Consider the following 18,735-nt stretch of genomic DNA (forward strand, 5'->3'; position numbering starts at 1 on the left):
CAACTCCTTGGGACTAGCGCATGACCCCGAAAATCGCAGTCGATTTCGGAAAGGGTTATGCGCCAAATTTAAATTGCTACAACGTCCTTTGCGCGTCTGAGAAGACCCGCGGCGCTGTAGGTGTTTGTCGTGCGCGCCTTCTAGCCGAAAGCGAAGCGGCGCACCATAGTCTCGACATTGTTGCGCGGCAAGCATTGCGCCAGCAATTGCAATTCGAACGACCTCGATAAGGTTTTCTTTACGGGCCCTTCATCACAGACGAATAGGCTGCAGTTCATCTGTGCCAGTGGTAGCATCGAAGAATAGGAAATGACCAAATCCATGCCGACCAGGCGGCCTCATCTTTTCGCGCTTCTCGGCGCGATCGTTGTGCTGGTCCCCGGCGCGGCGATCGGCGGCAGCGTCGATGGGCAGGTCACGTCGGCGATCCCGATGACGGAGCCGCAGAACGATGCACTGCAGCAGTCCCCTTCGCCATCCGCCAGCGTCGCGGCGCTGAAGAGCGGTCTCGATGCGCTTGCGGCAAACGACATTCAGCGCGCGCGCCAGGTGCGCGAAGCGCTGCCGGCCAAATCGCTCGATCGGCACATCCTTGCCTGGGCGATTGCGCTCTATGGCGGCGACCAGGTGCCGAGCGGCGACATCGCCGATGCCGCGAAGATGCTGCCGAACTGGCCGGGCACGATCGCCTTGCGCAAGAACAGCGAGCGCGCGCTCTATCGCGAGAACCCCGCGCCACAGGTCGTGGTGCGGGCGTTCGACGGCAGCCAGCCGCTGACCTTCGAGGGCGTGGTGATCCTTGCGCGCTCCTATGTAGCGCTAGGCAATACCAAGGCGGCGCGCTCGGTGCTGTCGCCATTCTGGCGCACCGAAAAGCTCGAAGCCGGGGACGAGGCGGCGGTCATCCGCGAGTTCGGCGCGCTGATCCCGGCCGCCGACCATCGCTTCCGCATGGAGCGCATGTTTTATGCCGACCGGGTCGCTTCGGCGCTACGCGTCGCCGGTCTCGCCGGCGCCCAGCAATTGGCCGACGCCTGGGCGGCGGTCAGCAAGGGCGACAAGAACGCGGCCAAGCTGCTGAAGGCGGTGCCGGCAGCGCAGCGGGCGGTCGGCTATCTCTTTGCCGAAGCCGAATATCTGCGCAAGCAACAGAAATTTTCCGACGCAGCCGCGCTGGTGATGAAGGCGCCGGGCGATCGTGACGCTCTGGTCGATGCGGACGCCTGGTGGGTCGAACGCCGGGTGCTGTCGCGCGAGCTGGTCGACCAGGGCGACATGAAGACCGCCTACAGAATAGTCGCCGCGCATGCCGCCGAAAGTCCCGCCAATGCTGCCGAGGCGGAATTCCATGCAGGCTGGTACGCGCTGCGCGGCCTCAACGACCCGAGCACCGCCGCCAAGCATTTTGCGCAAATCGCGGAGCTCGCCCAAGGGCCGATGTCGCTGTCGCGCGCCTATTACTGGCTCGGCCGTGCCGCCGAAGTCGGCGGGCCCGGCAATGCCAAGGATTTTTTCAGCCGTGCCGCTAGCTACGGCACGACCTTTTACGGCCAGCTCGCCGGCGAGCGTGTCGGCCGGCAGACCCTCAATATCGTCTACCCCCAGCCAAGTGCCGCCGACCGCCGGAATTTTACCACCCGCGAGGCGGTCAGCGCCATCGAGCGGCTGCAGCAGGCAGGCTATGACCGCTATGCCGAAACCCTCTACCGCGACCTTGCCGGGCAGCTGAACAGCCCCGGCGAACTGGCGCTGCTTGCGGTGTTGGCGGAAAGACAAGGCAACCATTTCATGGCGCTGAAGGTCGGCAAGATCGCCGGCGCCCGCGGCATCGACGTAGGCGCGCTGTCGCATCCGCTCGGCGTCATTCCCGACACCGCCAACGTCTCCGGCTCGGGCAAGGCGCTGGCCTATGCGATTGCCCGGCAGGAAAGCGAGTTCAACATCGGCGCCGTCTCCAGCGCCGGCGCGCGCGGACTGCTGCAGCTGATGCCAGGCACGGCCAAGCAATTGGCGAAGAAGGCCGGCATGACTTTCTCGCAGGCGCGGCTGACCACCGATGCCGGCTACAATGCAACGCTGGGCGCCGCCTTTCTGGGCGAGCAGCTCGGCCGTTTCGACGGCTCCTACGTGCTGACCTTCGCCGGCTACAATGCCGGCCCCGCCCGCGCCGCCCAGTGGGTGGCGAAATACGGCGACCCGCGCGGCGAGGACGTCGATGCAGTCGTCGACTGGATCGAGCGGATTCCCTATACGGAAACAAGAAGTTACGTTCAGCGCGTGATGGAGAATTACGAGGTCTACAAGATGCGTATCTCCGGCAAATATGACATTGTCGGGGACTTGGTGAACGGCCGGGGGTGACGACCGGGCTTCAAACCAAGTCAGCTGCGATCCTTCGCGAATTTGTCGGTCACGGCGTATTTTGTTCTTGCTTTGTGCCGGCAGCTATGCTACTAATTTCGGTATGGTGCTAATTGGCTCCAACGACCCGCCCACCGAGGCGGTTTTTTTGTTTCTGGCTATGAAGGTTCCGGACGTGGAGTTGGCGGGACAGCGGCCCGCTCTGTCCTGCCCTCCTTGCCAATCACCAGACATCCCCCCAAGCGCAGGGCAATCGCATTTGGATTCTTACGAAGATGGACCCCCACCCTAACCCTCCCCACAAGGGGGAGGGAACGCTGCCGCATGCCCTTACTTCCCTTTTTGGCGCCGAAAGGCAGGCAATTTGCCGAGGTCAGTGCCAACGGAAGTCTCCCTCCCCCTTGTGGGGAGGGGTTAGGGGTGGGGGTCCGTCGTAGAGCGAAAGCCTCGACTTTCCATCTGCAATAGCCCTGCCCTCAAGTGGGAGATCGGCAGCTTCGGGGACAGTGCCTTTCTGCATCCTACGAAACCTGGCGAAAGCGACGATGGCAGCCAATCTTCCCGTTGAGGGACCTCCAACGCCGGCGCCTTCCCTATTTTGACCTTACCTGCCCCTCGCCTGTAGCAGTCGATGCGATCCGGCGGTGAGAGGAACGGAGTCTACATGCCAATCGAGCAGGGTTTTTCCGATTTCTTCTACGCCGCGCCGGACGGGCTGTGCCTGCACGCCCGCATCTACGGCGAAGCGAATTCCGGCGGTTGGCCAGTCGTTTGTCTGCCTGGCCTGACCCGCAATTGCCGTGATTTTCACGAGCTGGCGCTTTATCTGTCGACGCAGGCGAAGCGTAGGGTTGTCGCCTTCGATTATCGCGGGCGCGGGCAGTCCGCCTACGATGCCGATATCGGCCATTACAATATCGGCATCGAAGCGGGGGATATTCTCGCCGGGCTGGCTGCACTTGGCGTCGACGAGGCTGCCTTCATCGGCACCTCGCGCGGTGGACTGATCATCCATGTGCTCGGGGCGATGCGGCCGGCCGTGCTGAAGGCCATCGTCCTCAACGACATCGGCCCGGTGATCGACTCGCAAGGTCTCGCCCATATCCGCTCCTACCTCGACCCCGCGCCAAGGCCGAAGACGTACGCGGAGGTGGTCTGCGGCCTGCGCAGCACCCATGGCGCGGATTTTGCGGCGCTGACCGATGCGGATTGGGAGCGGATGGTATCAGCCCTCTACCGCGAGACCGAGGAGGGATTTCTGCCCGATTTCGATCCGAAACTGGTCGAGACACTGGCGGGGCTCGATCCCAGCCGGCCGCTGCCAGATCTGTGGCCACAGTTCGACGCACTGGCGGCCATCCCGATGCTCGTCATACGCGGCGCCAATTCGAAGTTGCTGTCCGCTGAAACGCTCGAGCAGATGCGGACGCGCCATACCGATATCGAGACGATCACCGCCGACGGCCAGGGGCATGCACCGTTTTTGGACTCCGGGATCCTGCCGAGCAGGATCGCTGGTTTTCTTGACCGGGCGGAGCAGCGGGGTGGTTAGAAGTAAAGCTCGACCGAGCGAAGTAATTCACGCGCAAGTTTTGCGTCGGTCAAAGCATTTCCGGCGGCCATTGACAGTTCCGTTGGAATTAGCGGTGAAATAATTTTATCGATGTCGGCGCTGCCCCTCATCCGCCTGCCGGCACCTTCTCCCCGTATGGCGACGGGGAGAAGGGAGGTATCTGCAACGCTGGGGATTAGCGAAATCTTTCGCAAGAGCGCCTTTCTCCCCGTCGCCATACGGGGAGAAATGCCCCGCAGGGCAATGAGGGGCAGCGCAACCCTGAGCGGGCTGATGTCTCACGTCAGATCCGTCAGGATTTGGCGCTTCTCTTTGCTGGCTTTGGGGCCTTGCTTGCGGCCGGCTCGCCTTTTGGCCCTCGCCTTGCCGGAGGTGGAGCAGACAAAGCGCTTGCGCCGCCACTGTCCGCGCCACTGCACCGCGGCGTCTCCAGCACAGTGACGCAGCCATCGAGGTCGTTGGTGGCCAGATGGGCGTAGCGCATGGTCATCGACAGCGTCTGGTGACCGAGCCACATCTGCACGCGCCTGATGTCGATGCCGCCCTGGACGAGACGCGAGGCGCAAGTATGGCGCAATATATGCGGCACGACCTGATCGTCGGCGCCAAGCCCGACTTCGGCCTTGGCATCGTTCCAGATGGCGCGAAACTGCGCCTGGCTGAGCTTGGTGAACGGGCCTTTGGGCCGGCGGCCCTCGGTGGCCGGCAGCTTGATCACCTCTTTTACCCGCTCGGTCATCGGAATGGTGCGGCTGCGGCCGGATTTGGTGATCCAGAAACTGACGCGGTGCTCCTGGATATCGTTCCAGATCAAACCCAGCGCTTCGCCGAGGCGGCAACCGGTGTCGACGAGAAAGACGGAAAGCCGATAAGCGTCCTCGCTGCGGCTCTTGATGGCAGCGAACAGCCGGGCCTCCTCGTCCCTTTCGAGGAAACGAATCCGTCCCGCCCGCTCCTTCTGGCGGCGGAACTCGGGCAGGCTGTGGATATCTCCCATCTTGTGAGCCTTGCGCAGCAGTTTGCTGAGGGCAGCCATCTTCCGGTTGATGGTTGCGTTGCTGTTGCCGCGCTGGCGCAAGGTGCCGATAAGATTGTCGAGGGTGCTTTGGTCAAAGGCGCTGAAACGCTCCCCAAGGAGGATCTCGTCTATTTCGCCGATGAAGGAGCTGACATTGTATTTATGCCGCCCGTCATCCCAAAGTATATCCCGGTATGCTGAAAAAAGTTCTCCGATCCTATGCGACTTTACTTCTCGTATCTTGTTGTAACTGTATTTTATCTTTGCAGTTTGAGAAGAAAACATCGAAAAATGATCAGAGGTTCCTCCCTCTTGAATCGCATCGTTCGTCATTATTCGCCACACCCCCGAGTGGATAGGCCTAGACCTACCTGCTTGGCGGTGCCCTTTCAAGAGTTTTAAGCGTTGCGGCCGATTTCATCCACCAGCGGCGGATCCCAACGACATCGTTCCACAACCCTGTTCAGCTACCGAACCCCCTTTTCCTTCTGTTTGCGACCAGTCGCGAAAACAAAAACAGCCCGGGCGTTAAGGCGCCCGGGCTGGATTTCACTTGCCTTAAGTCCAGCCCTTAGAACGAGCGCTGGAAGCGGAGGAAGCCGCCAACGGCGTTTTTCTTGTCGCCCGGGATGCCGGTCCAGTTGTATTCATAACCGGGCAGCGAGTCGCTATCGATGTGGTGGCTGTTATGAGCCCAGTCCACTTCGGCCGTGATCGTCATGCCGGGAACGATGTCGTAGGCGATATTGGCCGCGACGCCAGCTTCCTTGGCTTCGTCATACGACGCCTGGAGATTGAACGAGGTCTTCTCGTTGATGGTGTAGGTGCCACCACCCCAGACTGCCCAGTTACCGCCCCACTGCTTGTAGAAGTTGCGCGGGAGATTGTCGTCAGAGCCGTAGCCGGCCATCAAGAACAGCGACAGGTTCTGCATCGGCGTCACGTCGAGGCGAACCTTGCCGGCCCATTCTTCCAGGCTGCTGTCATAGGCAACAACACCGCTGATGGATCCCCAGCCCTGCGTGTACTTCACGCCGCCGACGACATACGGGACGTAGCTGTCGATCGAGTCGTGACCGAGATTGAGGACAAGTGGAGGCCCAACGTCAGCAACGACAAAGCCTTCACCGGTTTCCAACGAAACCACCGCCGAGAAGCCGTTTCCGGCATCGAAGTAATACTGGACGACGTTGGTGTCGAAGCCGCCGTAGGGAACGATCGTATCCTGGATGACGTTGCCGGCGTAGCCGGTGAACGTATTGAAGGCTGTTTCGTCCTTACCAACGCGGAGACCACCAAGCTGGATCCAGGCGAAGTTCAGCGAAACGCCTCTGCTGCCAAAGTTGGAAAAGGCGGTGTCGTCATAGTGACCCGTTCCCCAGTTGAAGCGGGTCTCGGTGTAGGTCTTCAAGGTGCCCATCTCGGTTTCCTGGCCGGTGTAGGTCCTCAACGTGAAGCGAGCCTGCTTGTAATAGCCGTCGTTGACGTTGTCTTCACCATCCAAGGCATCCGACAGGTCCTGGTACCTGGCGCCGTCGAACGAGCCAGCCTGGCCCACGGAGATGTCATAGCGGACATAGCCGCCGATGCGCAGGCAGATTTCGGTGCCGGGGATGTAGTAGTAGCCAGCGCCGTAGACGTCGCAGATCTTGACGTATTCAGCGGGTTCCGGCTCGGCGACGACGACGGCGTCGGCGGCGCGCGCACCGGAAACTGCGATCAGTGCCGCAGCGGAGCCGAGAAGAAGGCTCTTGATGTTCATTTTCTGACCTCCAGTCAAAAGTTAAAAAACGGGTCTGGGTATTCTTTGCTGAAGGACAGCGTTCCCTGCCCCATCCCCACTACCGAAAAAGATGCGCACCGCGCCGCTCCTTCAAACCCGACATTACCCATGAGACGGCGGCGTTCAACCACGATCGTACCGGCAAAAGGTTTGTGTTGGCGCTATACCCCGGCGTTGTTGCACAAATGACACGATTTGGCCTCACTCCGAAAGCTCCCGTTAACCAACGGCCCTTCGCAAGCCGTTGCAAACCGCGGATTCCGGCGATGGTCGGCCCGAAATGTGACCATGGCCCGAGTCGCGAACCAGGGAATTGCCGTAGAATCGCCACATCGCCGCGCGGCGCTTTGGCGAAGGGTCGATTTTTCAAGGATAATAGCGTCAGCTTGTTGATTGTGCCGGCGCTTTTCTTTATCCACCGGCGCAACGGAGAGGTGGCCGAGTGGTCGAAGGCGCTCCCCTGCTAAGGGAGTAGAGGTCAAAAGCTTCTCGTGGGTTCGAATCCCATCCTCTCCGCCACCCGAAGCCGCATTTTGGGCGTAGGGTGTCGCCCGAAGCTACGAAGTAGCGCAGGGGGACCATGTGGTACGTCTATTTTCTGCAACTCGGTAACGGCGATGTCTATGTCGGATCGACCAACGATCTTCGACGCCGTTTTGATTCGCACCGATCAGGCTATGTGACTTCGACCAAGGCCTATCTGCCTGTAACTTTGAAGTCCTACGTCGGGGTTGAAACCGAGGCCAACGCACGGCAACTCGAGCGATATTTCAAGACCGGTTCTGGCAAGGCCTTTGCGAGTAAACGTTTTTGGCCGACACGGCCTCATTGACGGCCTTAGGACCTATCTATTTGAAATATAAATAAAAACAAACCCAACGAGCTGCTTTTCGCCGACCTCCGTCCCGATTCTGACTGGAGGTCAGAAAATGAACATCAAGAGCCTTCTTCTCGGCTCCGCTGCGGCACTGATCGCAGTTTCCGGTGCGCGCGCCGCCGATGCCGTCGTCGTCGCCGAGCCGGAACCCGCTGAATACGTCAAGATCTGTGACGTCTACGGCGCTGGTTACTTCTACATCCCCGGCACCGAAACCTGTCTGCGTATCGGCGGCTATGTTCGCTATGACATCGGCATCGGTGACGTCGGCTCATTCGACGGTGCAAAGACTACCGATCAGCAGGACGGCGACTCTCAGGATACCTACTACAAGCACGCCCGCTTCACGCTGAAGACCTGGACCGGTCAGGAAACCGAGCTCGGTACCTTGAAGACCTACACCGAGACCCGCTTCAACTGGGGTAACCACAACGATTATCTTGATGACAACTTCAATGGCGGTACGAGCGTTTCGCTGAACTTTGCCTGGGTCCAGCTCGGTGGTTTGCGCGTCGGTAAGGACGAATCGGCCTTCGACACCTTCATCGGCTACGCCGGCAACGTCATCCAGGATACGCTGGTCCCCTACGGCGGCTTCGACACCAACGTCGTCCAGTATTACTTCGATGCCGGAAACGGCTTCTCGGCCGTGGCTTCGTTGGAAACCGGTTCGGGCAGTGCCGCTGCGGATCCTGGCATTTTCCAAGACAGCAACAGCGGCAATGATTCCATCGACAGCTATGTCCCGTATGTCGTCGGCGGCATCAAATACACGCAGGGCTGGGGCTCGATCACCGGTGTCGCCGCCTATGACAGCACCTGGGAAGAGTGGGCCGGCAAGGTTCGCGTCGACGTTACGCCGATACAGAACCTGACACTGTTCATCATGGCCGGCTACGGCTCTGACGACAACATCGACCGCAACTTCTACAAGCAGTGGGGCGGCAACTGGGCAGTCTGGGGTGGTGGCACCTACACCATCAACGAGAAGACCTCGTTCAATCTCCAGGCCTCGGCTGACGATGACAAAAACTACGGCGTCGCCGCGAACATTGCCTACGATATCGTTCCCGGTCTCACGATCACTGCCGAAGTCGATTGGGCCCGCGACGGCCAGTTTGACAAAGCCTACGATCGCAACTGGACCAATGCCGACGACAAGGACAGCGTCGGCGGGATGCTCCGCTTCCAGCGCTCATTCTAGCAGTCCGAGCTAGTTTGAGATTGAACCCGGCGGGCAACCGCCGGGTTTTTCATATCGGCGCGAGGCAGCTGTCAACTCTCGATGCATAATGCAGGCTGCTGCTGAGCAGCCGATCGCAGGGCTGGTCGAATGCAATGCTCGCTCCGCACGCTTGTTCGTGCAAAAGAAAAACTTGGGCCGATCTGAAGAGCTGGCCTACCGGATCAATGTATCTCGACAGCAAGTCACGATCGACCTCGGCCGATCGGGCGCATCCTACTTGTTCAAATTTCAGCCAGATCGCCCAAGGCGTCAATCAGCGGCTGAATTGCGCTCTCATACTTTTTCCAGCGCTTGACCGATGATGCATAGATCGGCTGCCGCACCTGCCAGCGGCTGGGGGTATTGACCGACCCGCTCGTCTCGAAAAAGCGCAAGCAGGCATCGTCCCAGGTCAATCCAAGATGATCGATGAGACGGCGGGATTGTGCTTCTTGATCGACAACCAGCGTCTCGTAGCGACTTTCGAAGATACGTCGCGGAAAAATCTTATTCCAATGTCGCATCAGGCGATCATATTCACGGTAGTACAGCCCGAGAGTCTTAAGATCGGCGTTGTAGCCATGCTCCTTGTTGAACCTCAAGACGAAGCAGGAGACGCAATTGTCGATGGCATCGCGCCGGCAATGAATGATGCGTGCGTTGGGAAAGAGAATTCCGATCAAGCCGATAACCTCGAAATTATGAGGCATCTTGTCGACGATGCGTAACGCGCCAGGCGCGTGTTGACGCAGATAGGACAGGTATTCTTCGGCCAGCGCCCTAGACTGGTCCCTCGTCATTGACATGATCGAACTGCGCAAGGCCTCATCCGACTGCGTTCCGAAACCCATCAAGCCCGCCATTCGCCGTAGTTTAGAAAGCTCCCCGGCGCCATGGACATCCGGATGGCTCGCGCAGATTTGCTCCGTCAGCGTCGTCCCCGACCGGGGCATGCCCAGCACAAACACAGGCACTTCGGACGGACTGCCGTGGCCAGCCTTGGCTTCCAACAGTGACGGGCTGAATATCTCGATCATGGAATCGATGCTGCGCCGGAAGGACTCCAGATCGAAACCATGGCCAGCGGCCTTTTTTGCCTTCTGGAAGTGATCCATCGCCTCTTCATAACGCTGAAGATCGTTCAGCACTTTGCCTGCGGCGTGATGGAGCTGCGATGCAACATCCGGGTCAAGCTTGGGATTGGAGAGTTCGCTCAGGATAAAGTCGAGCTCGGCAGGTTTTTCGGTGAACTTGCGCGTGTCGACCAGGCTATTGTAGGCCTCTCCAACATCGACGCGACGTTCGATTGCCTGCTTCAGATACGCTCCGGCTTCGTCCATGCGACCGACGCTGGTGAGCGCACCAGCCAGACCAATCCGGACCATGGGATGATCGCTGTTGATCTTTAGCGCCTTCTCGTAAAGGGGCAAAGCCATCTCGGCCTTGTCGAAGTTGACGTAGGCACGCGCCAGCCCGCAAAGCGCTTCCACCAGATCGGGCTTCAATTCACAGGCGCGCTGCAGGTGTTTGATCGCAAGCAAGCTGTCGCCGAGCTTCAGACCGATCTCTCCCAGGCTGAGGTGGAAATAAGGATTTTGAGGCGCCTGGCTTGCTGCCCGCGCAAAATATTTGAGAGCCAACTCATCGTCGACACCCAACCCCAACGTGCCCAGGATGTATAGGGAAAGCGGGTGGTTGGGCGTCCGGGCGAGAACGCGATGGCATAATTCCTCCGCCTCCGGGAGTCGTTTGGCTTGCTGGAGTTCGAGCGCCTGTCGCAGCAGCGCATCGTCGGCTTGCGCGCGCGACGGCGGTTTCGCCTTCGGCGGCTGCACTTTCGGTGCCGGGCGGGACTTTATGTGCTTGGACCAAGCGGGCGGCAGTCGGTTGCTCATCATGTCTCGCTAGCAAAATGATCCGGTAGAATCCAGCCTGACCGTTGCCGCTGGCCCTGGAACTTGCGCAGGCCCAGCCAGCAGGCTAGCAAGAAGGCCCCTTTTCGAACGAGCCTTTGCCATGCGCCCTCCCCTTACGCCACTTATCGCCGCGCTTCCTTCTACAGTGCCGTTTGTCGGCCCTGAGGCGCAGGAGCGTGATCGCGGCCGCGCCTTTCGCGCCCGCATCGGCGCCAATGAGAGCAGCTTTGGCCCTTCGCCGCGCGTCGTTGCCCGCATGGCCGAGATTGCCGGCGACATGTGGATGTACTGCGACCCTGACAATCACGATTTGAAGGTAGCCGTGGCCCGGCATCTCGGTGTCGGCGCCGAAAACGTCGGCGTCGGCGAAGGCATAGACGGGCTGCTCAGCCTGGTTGCGCGCATGTATGTGGCGCCGGGCGATGCGGTGGTGACCTCGCGCGGCGCCTATCCGACCTTCAACTTTCATGTTGCCGGCGTCGGCGGCCGGCTGGTCGCAGTGCCCTACGAGAACGATCGGGAAAACCTCGACGGCCTGCTGGCGGCAGTCGCCAGGGAAAAGGCGCCACTGGTCTACCTGTCCAATCCGGACAATCCGATGGGCAGTTGGTGGGAAGCCGCCGAGCTCAGCCGCTTCATCGAAGCCTTGCCGGAGACCACGATGCTGGTACTCGACGAAGCCTATGGCGAATTAGGGCCAGCCTCAGCGCCGCCACCGATCGATATGGCGCGGCCGAACGTCATCCGCATGCGCACCTTCTCCAAGGCCTATGGGCTGGCCGGCATACGCTGCGGCTATGCGGTGGCCGAGGCCCAGGTGATTCGGGACTTCGAGAAGATCCGCAACCACTATGGCGTCAGCCGCATGGCGCAGATCGCCGGTGTCGAGGCGCTTGCCGATCAGGCCTGGCTGGAGAGCGTGGTGGCGCGGGTCGCCGCCGGCCGTCGACGCATTGCCGCAATAGCCGAAGCGAGCGGGCTGAAGCCGCTGGCTTCGGCGACCAATTTCGTCACCATAGACTGCGGCCGCGACGGCGCTTTCGCACTGAAAGTGCTGCAGGCGCTGTTGTCACGCGACGTCTTCATCCGCAAGCCGATGGTGCCGGTTCTCGACCGCTGCATCCGGGTCAGTGTCGGCCTCGACCACGAGCTCGACATCTTTGCCGAGGAACTGCCTGGCGCGCTGGCGGCAGCGCGGGGGAACTGAAGAGCCTTCGCCCTATGTGGCTGACCGGCGGCAACGCGGTTGAATTTGCACGGCGATGCGCCAGACTCGACTCAGAGGATGGAGAGCGTGATGACCGACCGGACTGTGCAGGTACGCATTTACGGCAAGGTGCAAGGCGTCAGCTACCGGGTCTGGGCGCGGCGCGAGGCGTCGGCGCTTGGCCTTGCCGGGTGGGTGCGCAACGAAGTTGACGGCTCGGTGACAGCCTTGATTGCAGGGACCGATGCGGCGGTCTTGGCAATGATCGAACGGCTTCGGCAAGGGCCCCCAGGGGCAGCGGTTTCGAAGGTCGATGTCGAGGAGATCGAGGCTCGCGACATGTCGGCCGATTTCAGGATTGTTGCCTAGCAAGGCATGGTCCTGCTCATTCGCTTCCATCGCACAAAGTTCTCGAGGGTGCAGATAGAGCAAATCTGAAGCCATTGCCCTGCCCGGACGCGCCTCTTGAATTAATTGAACGTTTGTTTTATTTTCCGCGAAAAGGCGGCTTGTCATGGCGCGTACGACCGGTTCCGACGGAGAGAAGACCGAAGCTGCGGTCCGCGAGGCGGCAGTCAGCCTGATTGCGCGTCTCGGCTACGAGGCGATGTCGATGCGCCAGCTGGCGGCCGAGGTCGGTGTCCAGGCTGCGGCGCTGTACCGCTACTTCCCGACCAAGCAGGACCTTCTGTTCATGCTGATGCGTGAGCATATGGAAGGCTTGATCGAGGCGTGGCGCGCAACACGCCCTGTCGGCGCCGATCCAGCAGCGCGGCTTGCCGCTTATGTCGAAAACCACATCGCTTTCCATATCGAACGCCGCCACTCCACCCATGTCTCGAACATGGAGCTGCGCAGCCTGTCGCATGAAAAACTCACGCAGATCCTGCGCATGCGCACGGCCTACGAGAAGGAGCTGCGCGCCATCCTGCGCGACGGCGTCGAAGCGGGGTTATTCAGCATCGAAGACACCGGGCTCACCGCCATGGCGCTGATCCAGATGATGACCGGCGTCATCGTCTGGTTCCGGCCGGGCGAACGGCTGTCGATCGCCGAAGTCACCGCTACATATCTAGCAATGACAATGCGCCTTGTTGGAGCAAAGAGCGATGGCGCGTCAACGAGCTACGACGCCGCGCCTCTATTTGGGCGCGCAAAGGACGCTCTAGCAACTTGATTTCGCGCATGATCCCGATTTCGGGATCGTGCGCCGGGAGGAACGGCATGTACACGCATACGCTCAACTTCGGGCTTGACGAAGACATTGAGGCACTGCGCGACCTGGTGCGGCGCTTCGCCCAGGAAAAGATCGCACCGATCGCCGCCGAGATCGACCGCTCGAACGAATTCCCGGCACATCTGTGGGCGGAGCTCGGCGGGCTCGGCCTGCTCGGCATTACCGCCGATCCCGATTTCGGCGGCAGCGGCATGGGCTACCTCGCCCATGTCGTGGCGATGGAGGAGATTTCGCGCGCCTCGGCCTCGGTCGGCCTCTCCTACGGCGCCCATTCCAACCTCTGCGTCAACCAGATCAACCGCTGGGCAACGCAGGCGCAGAAGGAAAAGTATCTGCCATCGCTCTGCAGCGGCGAAAAGGTCGGCGCACTGGCGATGTCGGAATCGGGTGCCGGCTCTGATGTGGTGTCGCTTCGCCTGCGCGCCGAAAAGCGCAACGATCGGTATGTGCTCAACGGCACCAAAATGTGGATCACCAACGGGCCGGACGCCGAGACGCTGGTCGTCTACGCCAAGACCGATCCGGAACTCAATTCGCGCGGCATCACCGCTTTCATCGTCGAAAAAGCCTTTGCCGGTTTTTCCGTGGCGCAAAAGCTCGACAAGCTCGGCATGCGCGGCTCGAACACCGGCGAGCTGGTGTTCGAGGATGTCGAAGTGCCGTTCGACAATGTGCTGCACGAGGAAGGGCGCGGCGTCGAGGTGCTGATGTCGGGCCTCGACTACGAACGCGCCGTGCTGGCCGGCGGGCCGGTCGGGCTGATGGCAGCGTGCCTCGACGTGGCGATCCCTTACGTGCATGAACGCAGGCAGTTCGGCCAGCCGATCGGCGAATTCCAGCTGGTGCAAGGCAAGCTCGCCGACATGTATGCGACGATGAACGCGGCGCGCGCCTACGTCTATGCCGTAGCCGCCGCCTGCGATCGCGGTGAGACGGCCCGCAAGGATGCTGCCGGCTGTATTCTCTTCGCCGCCGAAAAGGCAACGCTGATGGCGCTCGACGCCATCCAGCTTTTGGGCGGCAACGGCTACATCAACGACTACCCGACCGGCCGGCTTTTGCGCGACGCCAAGCTCTACGAGATCGGCGCCGGCACCAGCGAAATCCGTCGCTGGCTGATCGGACGAGAAATCATGTCCGAGAGCGCCTAATGGCATTCTTTTGAGCTTTTGCCAGAAGCCGCACGATGTGGCATACTTCGGGTAATGTGCCACAATCCAGGCGAGGCGGACCATGGCGGGCAGAACGGGAAGGTCCGGATTTGACGAAGATCCGCAAGCACGGTTCGATGCCGGTGCTCGCCAACCACAGCTTCGTGCTCCGGCGAAACGCGAGCGTGTCAAGCTTGGCGAGGGCGGGCGCTTCGTCATTCCTGCCGCGATGCGCGAGGAGATGGGCGTGAAGCCTGGCGAGGACATGATCCTGCATGTCGAGAACGGCGAGCTGCGGGTAAGATCGTGGCTGCAGAATCTGCGACGCGTCCAGGCCGAATTGTCGGCGCTGAAACAGCCCGGTGAAAGCATCGTCGACGAATTTCTGAAGGAGCGTCGGGAAGAGCAGCGTCGAAGCGACAAGCGTCTCGACCGGCTTCACGCCGAAGGGACGACGGGAAAGCGGACGAAATGAAGCCCTACGTCATGGACAGTTCGGCGGCGCTCGCAATCCTGCTCAACGAGAAAGGCACCGACAATGCTTTGGGGTTCGCGCCGGACGCACAATGCAGTTCAGTCAATGCGGCCGAAATCATCGCCAAGCTGATCGACAAGGGACGCAGCATGGAACAGGCCGCGGACGACCTCGCCAGTCTCGGCATGCCGATCGCCGTTTTCGACGACGCGATGGGCATCGCCGCCGGGCAGCTTCGCCAATTGACGCGGCATCGCGGCTTGTCGCTGGGCGATCGGGCTTGCCTGGCGCTGGCAATTCGCGAGAATGCCATTGCCGTCACCGCTGATCGCGATTGGGGCGACCTCGATGTCGGCTGCAAGATCGAGCTGATCCGGTAGCGCCATGGCCCCCCTCACCTCGCAGATGTCGCCCGCCTCCGATATTTTCCGCGGCAATGCCGAGCGCATGCGGGCGCTGGTCGCCGATATTGCTGAAAAAGCCGCCGCCATCGAGCGCGGTGGCTCGGAAGAGGCGCGTGAGCGGCACGTCTCCCGCGGCAAGCTCCTGCCGCGGCAACGCCTAGCCCAATTGCTCGACACAGGCTCGCCCTTCCTCGAAATCGGCCAGTTCGCGGCATGGTCGATGTATGGCGAGGACATCCCTTCGGCCGGCCTCATCGCCGGCATCGGCCGCGTCGAAGGCACCGAAGTGATGGTCGTCGTCAACGACGCCACGGTGAAGGGCGGCACCTATTATCCGCTGACGGTGAAGAAGCATCTGCGTGCACAGGAGATCGCATTCCAGAACAATCTGCCTTGCGTCTATCTGGTCGACAGCGGTGGCGCCAATCTGCCCAACCAGGACGAGGTGTTTCCCGACCGCGATCATTTCGGCCGCATCTTCTACAACCAGGCCAACATGTCGGCCGCCGGCATTCCGCAGATCGCCTGCGTCATGGGCTCGTGCACGGCGGGCGGCGCCTATGTGCCTGCGATGTCGGATGAGACAATCATGGTGCGCAACCAGGCGACCATCTTTCTCGGCGGGCCGCCGCTGGTGAAGGCGGCCACCGGCGAGGACGTCACCGCCGAGGACCTCGGTGGCGCCGACGTGCACACAAGGCTTTCCGGCGTTGCCGACCACTATGCGCTCGACGACGAGCATGCGCTGGCCATATGCCGGCGTATCGTCAAAAACCTGAATCGGAACAAGACTGTAAGCGTTGCCTTACAGAAATCGATTCCGCCGCTTCACGATCCACATGAACTCTACGGCATCGTGCCGACGGATCTGCGCCAGCCCTACGACGTGCGCGAGGTAATCGCCCGCACCGTCGACGGTTCCGAGTTCGATGAGTTCAAGCAGAATTATGGCACCACGCTGGTCACCGGTTTCGCCCATCTCAGCGGCATGCCGGTCGGCATCGTCGCCAACAATGGCGTGCTGTTTTCGGAAAGCGCGCTGAAGGGCGCGCACTTCATCGAGCTGTGCTGCCAGCGCAAGATCCCGCTGATTTTCCTGCAGAACATCACCGGCTTCATGGTCGGGCGAAAATACGAGGCCGGCGGCATCGCCAAGGACGGCGCCAAGCTGGTCATGGCGGTCGCAACGGCCAAGGTGCCGAAGGTGACCGTGATCATCGGCGGCTCGTTCGGCGCCGGCAATTACGGCATGTGCGGACGCGCCTATTCGCCACGCTTCCTGTGGATGTGGCCGAATGCCCGCATTTCGGTGATGGGCGGCGAGCAGGCGGCAACGGTGCTGGCCGTGGTCAAGCGCGAAGGCATCGAGCGCAAGGGCGGGGAATGGAGCGCTGAGGAGGAAGCGAAATTCAAGAAGCCGATCCTGATGAAGTACGAGCACGAGGGACACCCGCTCTATTCGTCGGCAAGGCTCTGGGACGACGGCATCATCGACCCGGCCAAGACCCGCGAGGTGCTGGCGCTCAGCCTTTCGGCCGCGCTCAACGCCGAGATCGAGGAGACAAAATTCGGCGTGTTCAGGATGTGAGATGAGCGAAATCGGCCAGAGGATTCGCATTCAAACCGGCGACATCACGAAGCTGGCGGTCGATGCCATCGTCAACGCCGCCAATACCTCTCTTCTCGGAGGCGGCGGCGTCGACGGCGCTATCCACCGCGCGGCCGGCCCCGAGCTTGTGGCAGAATGCCGGACCTTGCATGGCTGCAAGGTCGGAGACGCAAAAATCACCAAGGGCTACAGGCTGCCCGCGCGCTACGTCATTCATACGGTCGGGCCGGTCTGGCAAGGTGGCAGCAAAGGAGAAGCCGAACTGCTCGCCTCCTGCTATCGCCGGTCGCTCGAAATCGCCGCCGCAAAGGACTGCCGGACGGTGGCGTTTCCTGCGATCTCGACCGGGGCCTACCGCTATCCGAAGGATCAGGCGACGCAAATTGCTGTCGGGACCGTGAGCGCCTTCATCGGCCAGAACATCGTTCCGGAAACCGTCATTTTCTGCTGCTTCGACGAGCCGACGGCCGAATTGTATCAGCGGGTCGTTGCTGCACTCGGCAGGGTGTGACCCTGCGCGGGAGACAACCCCACCACATCTCCAGACTATTTTTTGCTTCTCGATCTGGCCAGACGAAAGAATCACGGCTATTGATCATCGCAAATACCAATGGGGATTGGGCGAAGATGAGGCGGCAGGTTTTTCAGAGAACAACTGCGCATATACTTGCGGCGTTGCTTATATTAGCGACGCCTGGCATCGGCGCAGCGGAGTCGCTGGCGGGAAGCAAGGGCGAGACCCGTTTCTATCCCTATTTGCCGCAGAGCCCGAAGGATCCGTGTACCAGGGCCTACAAGGCCTATGTAGCGGCCGGCGGCCATTCAGCCTATGCAACCACTCCGTATTCCCGGGTGCGTTTTCTGTACATCATCTGCGGCTCGCGCTTGAATGCACCGTCACAGCAAGCTGCCGAAGAATTGGCGTTGAAATCCTGTCAGGCCGCCCGCAACAGTTACAGAGTTACAACAGGCGGCGGCTGCGAAATCGCTGCCTCCAAGTAGGCGAATATATTTCAGTGTTTGGGGTTCAAATGGGTTTGGCAATGAAATCTTTATCAATCAAGCGAGCCACCATGTCGGTACTTGCACTGCTTGTGGCCTCTGCACCGAATGTCGGCGCCGCCGAATCGCTGGCGGGAAGCAAGGGCGACAGCCGTTTTCCGGTCTATTTTGCACCGGGTACAATCGGAGGCTGCGGCAAGAATTACAAGGACTATGTGGCGGCTGGCGGTCACTCGGCCTATGCGATGACGCCATTCAACTGGGCAACCGAATTCACTATTTGCGGTGCTTATCTGAATGCAACATCCCAGAAGGCTGCGGAGGCGCTGGCGTTGAAATCCTGCCAGTCCGCGCGCAGCAAGTACAAGGTCACGACTGCAGGGGCCTGCGCCATAGCTGCCTCCAAATAGACCGACACTCGTCGGCCTTCGACGTATTCAATGGGTGGGAAAATGAAATCTATAAGCGTTAAACAAGCAGTCTTCTCGCTAATAACCGGGTTGCTTCTAATTTCGAGCCCCAATGTCGGCGCGGCGGAATCGCTGGCTGGAAGCAAGGGCGACGTCCGCTTCTACCCGTATTTTCCGGCGACCGCGGATCGGCCATGCACCAAGGCATATAAGGCCTATGTGGCGGCCAGCGGCCATTCAGCTTATGCGACCACTCCGTATTCCCGGGTGCGTTCGTTGTACATCCTGTGCGGCTCGCGCTTGAATGCGCCCTCGCAAAAGGCTGCCGAGGATATGGCGATGAAATCCTGCCAGGTCACCCGCGACCGTTACAGGGTCACGACCGGGGGAGCTTGCGAAATCGCGGCCTCAAAGTAGGCAGGCCTCGCTTGCCTATCCTTTGAGCGCCAGACTACAAAGCAGGGCATTGCCGCAGTTCGCGTGACGA

The 18,735-nt window shown here is 60.7% G+C and carries 17 protein-coding genes and 1 tRNA gene; 15 read left to right on the top strand and 3 right to left on the bottom strand.

Translation table 11 applies throughout. From position 1 onward, the window contains the following. Nucleotides 1–321 precede the first annotated feature (321 nt). Together NKH59_RS08465 and NKH59_RS08470 are read left to right on the top strand one after the other, a co-directional pair. Nucleotides 322–2,361, top strand: coding sequence for a lytic transglycosylase domain-containing protein (locus NKH59_RS08465; protein WP_352927483.1), 2,040 nt, complete (start codon nucleotides 322–324; stop codon nucleotides 2,359–2,361). Between the two features lie 664 nt (nucleotides 2,362–3,025). Further along, complete coding sequence (locus tag NKH59_RS08470; protein ID WP_352979788.1) at nucleotides 3,026–3,913, top strand: alpha/beta fold hydrolase; 888 nt, start codon at nucleotides 3,026–3,028, stop codon at nucleotides 3,911–3,913. Nucleotides 3,914–4,226: 313 nt separating this feature from the next. Here NKH59_RS08470 and NKH59_RS08475 read toward each other — a convergent pair whose 3' ends face one another. After that, nucleotides 4,227–5,285, bottom strand: a complete 1,059-nt coding sequence (locus NKH59_RS08475; protein ID WP_353021512.1) for a tyrosine-type recombinase/integrase — start codon at nucleotides 5,283–5,285, stop codon at nucleotides 4,227–4,229. Between the two features lie 238 nt (nucleotides 5,286–5,523). After that, nucleotides 5,524–6,714, bottom strand: a complete 1,191-nt coding sequence (locus tag NKH59_RS08480; protein ID WP_352471039.1) for a porin — start codon at nucleotides 6,712–6,714, stop codon at nucleotides 5,524–5,526. Between the two features lie 449 nt (nucleotides 6,715–7,163). Here NKH59_RS08480 and NKH59_RS08485 point away from each other — a divergent pair. From NKH59_RS08485 to NKH59_RS08495, 3 genes are all read left to right on the top strand, one after another. Further along, nucleotides 7,164–7,254: transfer RNA gene (locus NKH59_RS08485), tRNA-Ser, on the top strand. A gap of 61 nt (nucleotides 7,255–7,315) precedes the next feature. Further along, complete coding sequence (locus NKH59_RS08490) at nucleotides 7,316–7,567, top strand: GIY-YIG nuclease family protein (RefSeq protein ID WP_352471038.1); 252 nt, start codon at nucleotides 7,316–7,318, stop codon at nucleotides 7,565–7,567. A gap of 97 nt (nucleotides 7,568–7,664) precedes the next feature. Beyond that, nucleotides 7,665–8,816, top strand: a complete 1,152-nt coding sequence (locus tag NKH59_RS08495; protein ID WP_352471037.1) for a porin — start codon at nucleotides 7,665–7,667, stop codon at nucleotides 8,814–8,816. A gap of 263 nt (nucleotides 8,817–9,079) precedes the next feature. On the opposite strand, the gene NKH59_RS08500 is transcribed toward NKH59_RS08495, so the two are convergent. Continuing rightward, a complete protein-coding gene (locus NKH59_RS08500) occupies nucleotides 9,080–10,732 on the bottom strand; it encodes a tetratricopeptide repeat-containing sulfotransferase family protein (RefSeq protein WP_353021515.1) in 1,653 nt (550 codons plus the stop codon). A gap of 121 nt (nucleotides 10,733–10,853) precedes the next feature. Here NKH59_RS08500 and NKH59_RS08505 point away from each other — a divergent pair, with 121 nt between their 5' ends. From NKH59_RS08505 to NKH59_RS08550, 10 genes are all read left to right on the top strand, one after another. Beyond that, the gene (locus NKH59_RS08505; RefSeq protein WP_353021517.1) at nucleotides 10,854–11,960 is read left to right on the top strand and encodes a pyridoxal phosphate-dependent aminotransferase; all 1,107 of its coding nucleotides are present in this window, start codon (nucleotides 10,854–10,856) and stop codon (nucleotides 11,958–11,960) included. A 90-nt stretch (nucleotides 11,961–12,050) separates the two neighbouring features. Continuing rightward, nucleotides 12,051–12,329, top strand: coding sequence for an acylphosphatase (locus tag NKH59_RS08510; protein ID WP_352616858.1), 279 nt, complete (start codon nucleotides 12,051–12,053; stop codon nucleotides 12,327–12,329). 145 nt (nucleotides 12,330–12,474) lie between these two features. Next, the gene (locus NKH59_RS08515) at nucleotides 12,475–13,137 is read left to right on the top strand and encodes a TetR/AcrR family transcriptional regulator (RefSeq protein WP_352540763.1); all 663 of its coding nucleotides are present in this window, start codon (nucleotides 12,475–12,477) and stop codon (nucleotides 13,135–13,137) included. 47 nt (nucleotides 13,138–13,184) lie between these two features. Then, complete coding sequence (locus NKH59_RS08520; RefSeq protein WP_353021520.1) at nucleotides 13,185–14,348, top strand: isovaleryl-CoA dehydrogenase; 1,164 nt, start codon at nucleotides 13,185–13,187, stop codon at nucleotides 14,346–14,348. 82 nt (nucleotides 14,349–14,430) lie between these two features. Next, nucleotides 14,431–14,823 (top strand): AbrB/MazE/SpoVT family DNA-binding domain-containing protein, encoded by a 393-nt coding sequence (locus NKH59_RS08525; RefSeq protein WP_353021523.1) that lies wholly within the window; start codon nucleotides 14,431–14,433, stop codon nucleotides 14,821–14,823. Beyond that, nucleotides 14,820–15,203: a type II toxin-antitoxin system VapC family toxin gene (locus NKH59_RS08530; RefSeq protein WP_352827042.1), complete on the top strand. Its 384-nt coding sequence runs from the start codon at nucleotides 14,820–14,822 to the stop codon at nucleotides 15,201–15,203. The genes NKH59_RS08525 and NKH59_RS08530 overlap by 4 nt, the downstream gene beginning before the upstream one ends. Before the next feature lie 4 nt (nucleotides 15,204–15,207). Continuing rightward, a complete protein-coding gene (locus NKH59_RS08535) occupies nucleotides 15,208–16,815 on the top strand; it encodes a carboxyl transferase domain-containing protein (RefSeq protein WP_353021526.1) in 1,608 nt (535 codons plus the stop codon). Between the two features lies 1 nt (nucleotide 16,816). Beyond that, on the top strand, nucleotides 16,817–17,347 hold the full coding sequence (locus tag NKH59_RS08540) for an O-acetyl-ADP-ribose deacetylase (protein ID WP_352540759.1): 531 nt from the start codon (nucleotides 16,817–16,819) through the stop codon (nucleotides 17,345–17,347). Nucleotides 17,348–17,463: 116 nt separating this feature from the next. Then, nucleotides 17,464–17,838 carry a hypothetical protein gene (locus NKH59_RS08545; protein WP_352685914.1) on the top strand — a complete coding sequence of 125 codons (375 nt, stop codon included), beginning with the start codon at nucleotides 17,464–17,466 and terminating at the stop codon, nucleotides 17,836–17,838. A 29-nt stretch (nucleotides 17,839–17,867) separates the two neighbouring features. Next, nucleotides 17,868–18,248 carry a hypothetical protein gene (locus NKH59_RS08550; protein ID WP_245274740.1) on the top strand — a complete coding sequence of 127 codons (381 nt, stop codon included), beginning with the start codon at nucleotides 17,868–17,870 and terminating at the stop codon, nucleotides 18,246–18,248. The last annotated feature ends 487 nt before the right edge of the window (nucleotides 18,249–18,735 follow it).

Origin of the sequence: Mesorhizobium sp. M0998, from assembly GCF_040318885.1 — a bacterium.
Taxonomy (GTDB): Bacteria; Pseudomonadota; Alphaproteobacteria; order Rhizobiales; family Rhizobiaceae; genus Mesorhizobium.

Excerpts from the sequence above, each read along its gene's own strand:
- NKH59_RS08465 (WP_352927483.1), top strand. The coding sequence starts at position 322 with ATGCCGACCAGGCGGCCTCATCTTTTCGCGCTTCTCGGCGCGATCGTT.
- NKH59_RS08470 (WP_352979788.1), top strand. The coding sequence starts at position 3,026 with ATGCCAATCGAGCAGGGTTTTTCCGATTTCTTCTACGCCGCGCCGGAC.
- NKH59_RS08475 (WP_353021512.1), bottom strand. The coding sequence starts at position 5,285 with ATGACGAACGATGCGATTCAAGAGGGAGGAACCTCTGATCATTTTTCG.
- NKH59_RS08480 (WP_352471039.1), bottom strand. The coding sequence starts at position 6,714 with ATGAACATCAAGAGCCTTCTTCTCGGCTCCGCTGCGGCACTGATCGCA.
- NKH59_RS08490 (WP_352471038.1), top strand. The coding sequence starts at position 7,316 with ATGTGGTACGTCTATTTTCTGCAACTCGGTAACGGCGATGTCTATGTC.
- NKH59_RS08495 (WP_352471037.1), top strand. The coding sequence starts at position 7,665 with ATGAACATCAAGAGCCTTCTTCTCGGCTCCGCTGCGGCACTGATCGCA.
- NKH59_RS08500 (WP_353021515.1), bottom strand. The coding sequence starts at position 10,732 with ATGAGCAACCGACTGCCGCCCGCTTGGTCCAAGCACATAAAGTCCCGC.
- NKH59_RS08505 (WP_353021517.1), top strand. The coding sequence starts at position 10,854 with ATGCGCCCTCCCCTTACGCCACTTATCGCCGCGCTTCCTTCTACAGTG.
- NKH59_RS08510 (WP_352616858.1), top strand. The coding sequence starts at position 12,051 with ATGACCGACCGGACTGTGCAGGTACGCATTTACGGCAAGGTGCAAGGC.
- NKH59_RS08515 (WP_352540763.1), top strand. The coding sequence starts at position 12,475 with ATGGCGCGTACGACCGGTTCCGACGGAGAGAAGACCGAAGCTGCGGTC.
- NKH59_RS08520 (WP_353021520.1), top strand. The coding sequence starts at position 13,185 with ATGTACACGCATACGCTCAACTTCGGGCTTGACGAAGACATTGAGGCA.
- NKH59_RS08525 (WP_353021523.1), top strand. The coding sequence starts at position 14,431 with ATGGCGGGCAGAACGGGAAGGTCCGGATTTGACGAAGATCCGCAAGCA.
- NKH59_RS08530 (WP_352827042.1), top strand. The coding sequence starts at position 14,820 with ATGAAGCCCTACGTCATGGACAGTTCGGCGGCGCTCGCAATCCTGCTC.
- NKH59_RS08535 (WP_353021526.1), top strand. The coding sequence starts at position 15,208 with ATGGCCCCCCTCACCTCGCAGATGTCGCCCGCCTCCGATATTTTCCGC.
- NKH59_RS08540 (WP_352540759.1), top strand. The coding sequence starts at position 16,817 with ATGAGCGAAATCGGCCAGAGGATTCGCATTCAAACCGGCGACATCACG.
- NKH59_RS08545 (WP_352685914.1), top strand. The coding sequence starts at position 17,464 with ATGAGGCGGCAGGTTTTTCAGAGAACAACTGCGCATATACTTGCGGCG.
- NKH59_RS08550 (WP_245274740.1), top strand. The coding sequence starts at position 17,868 with ATGGGTTTGGCAATGAAATCTTTATCAATCAAGCGAGCCACCATGTCG.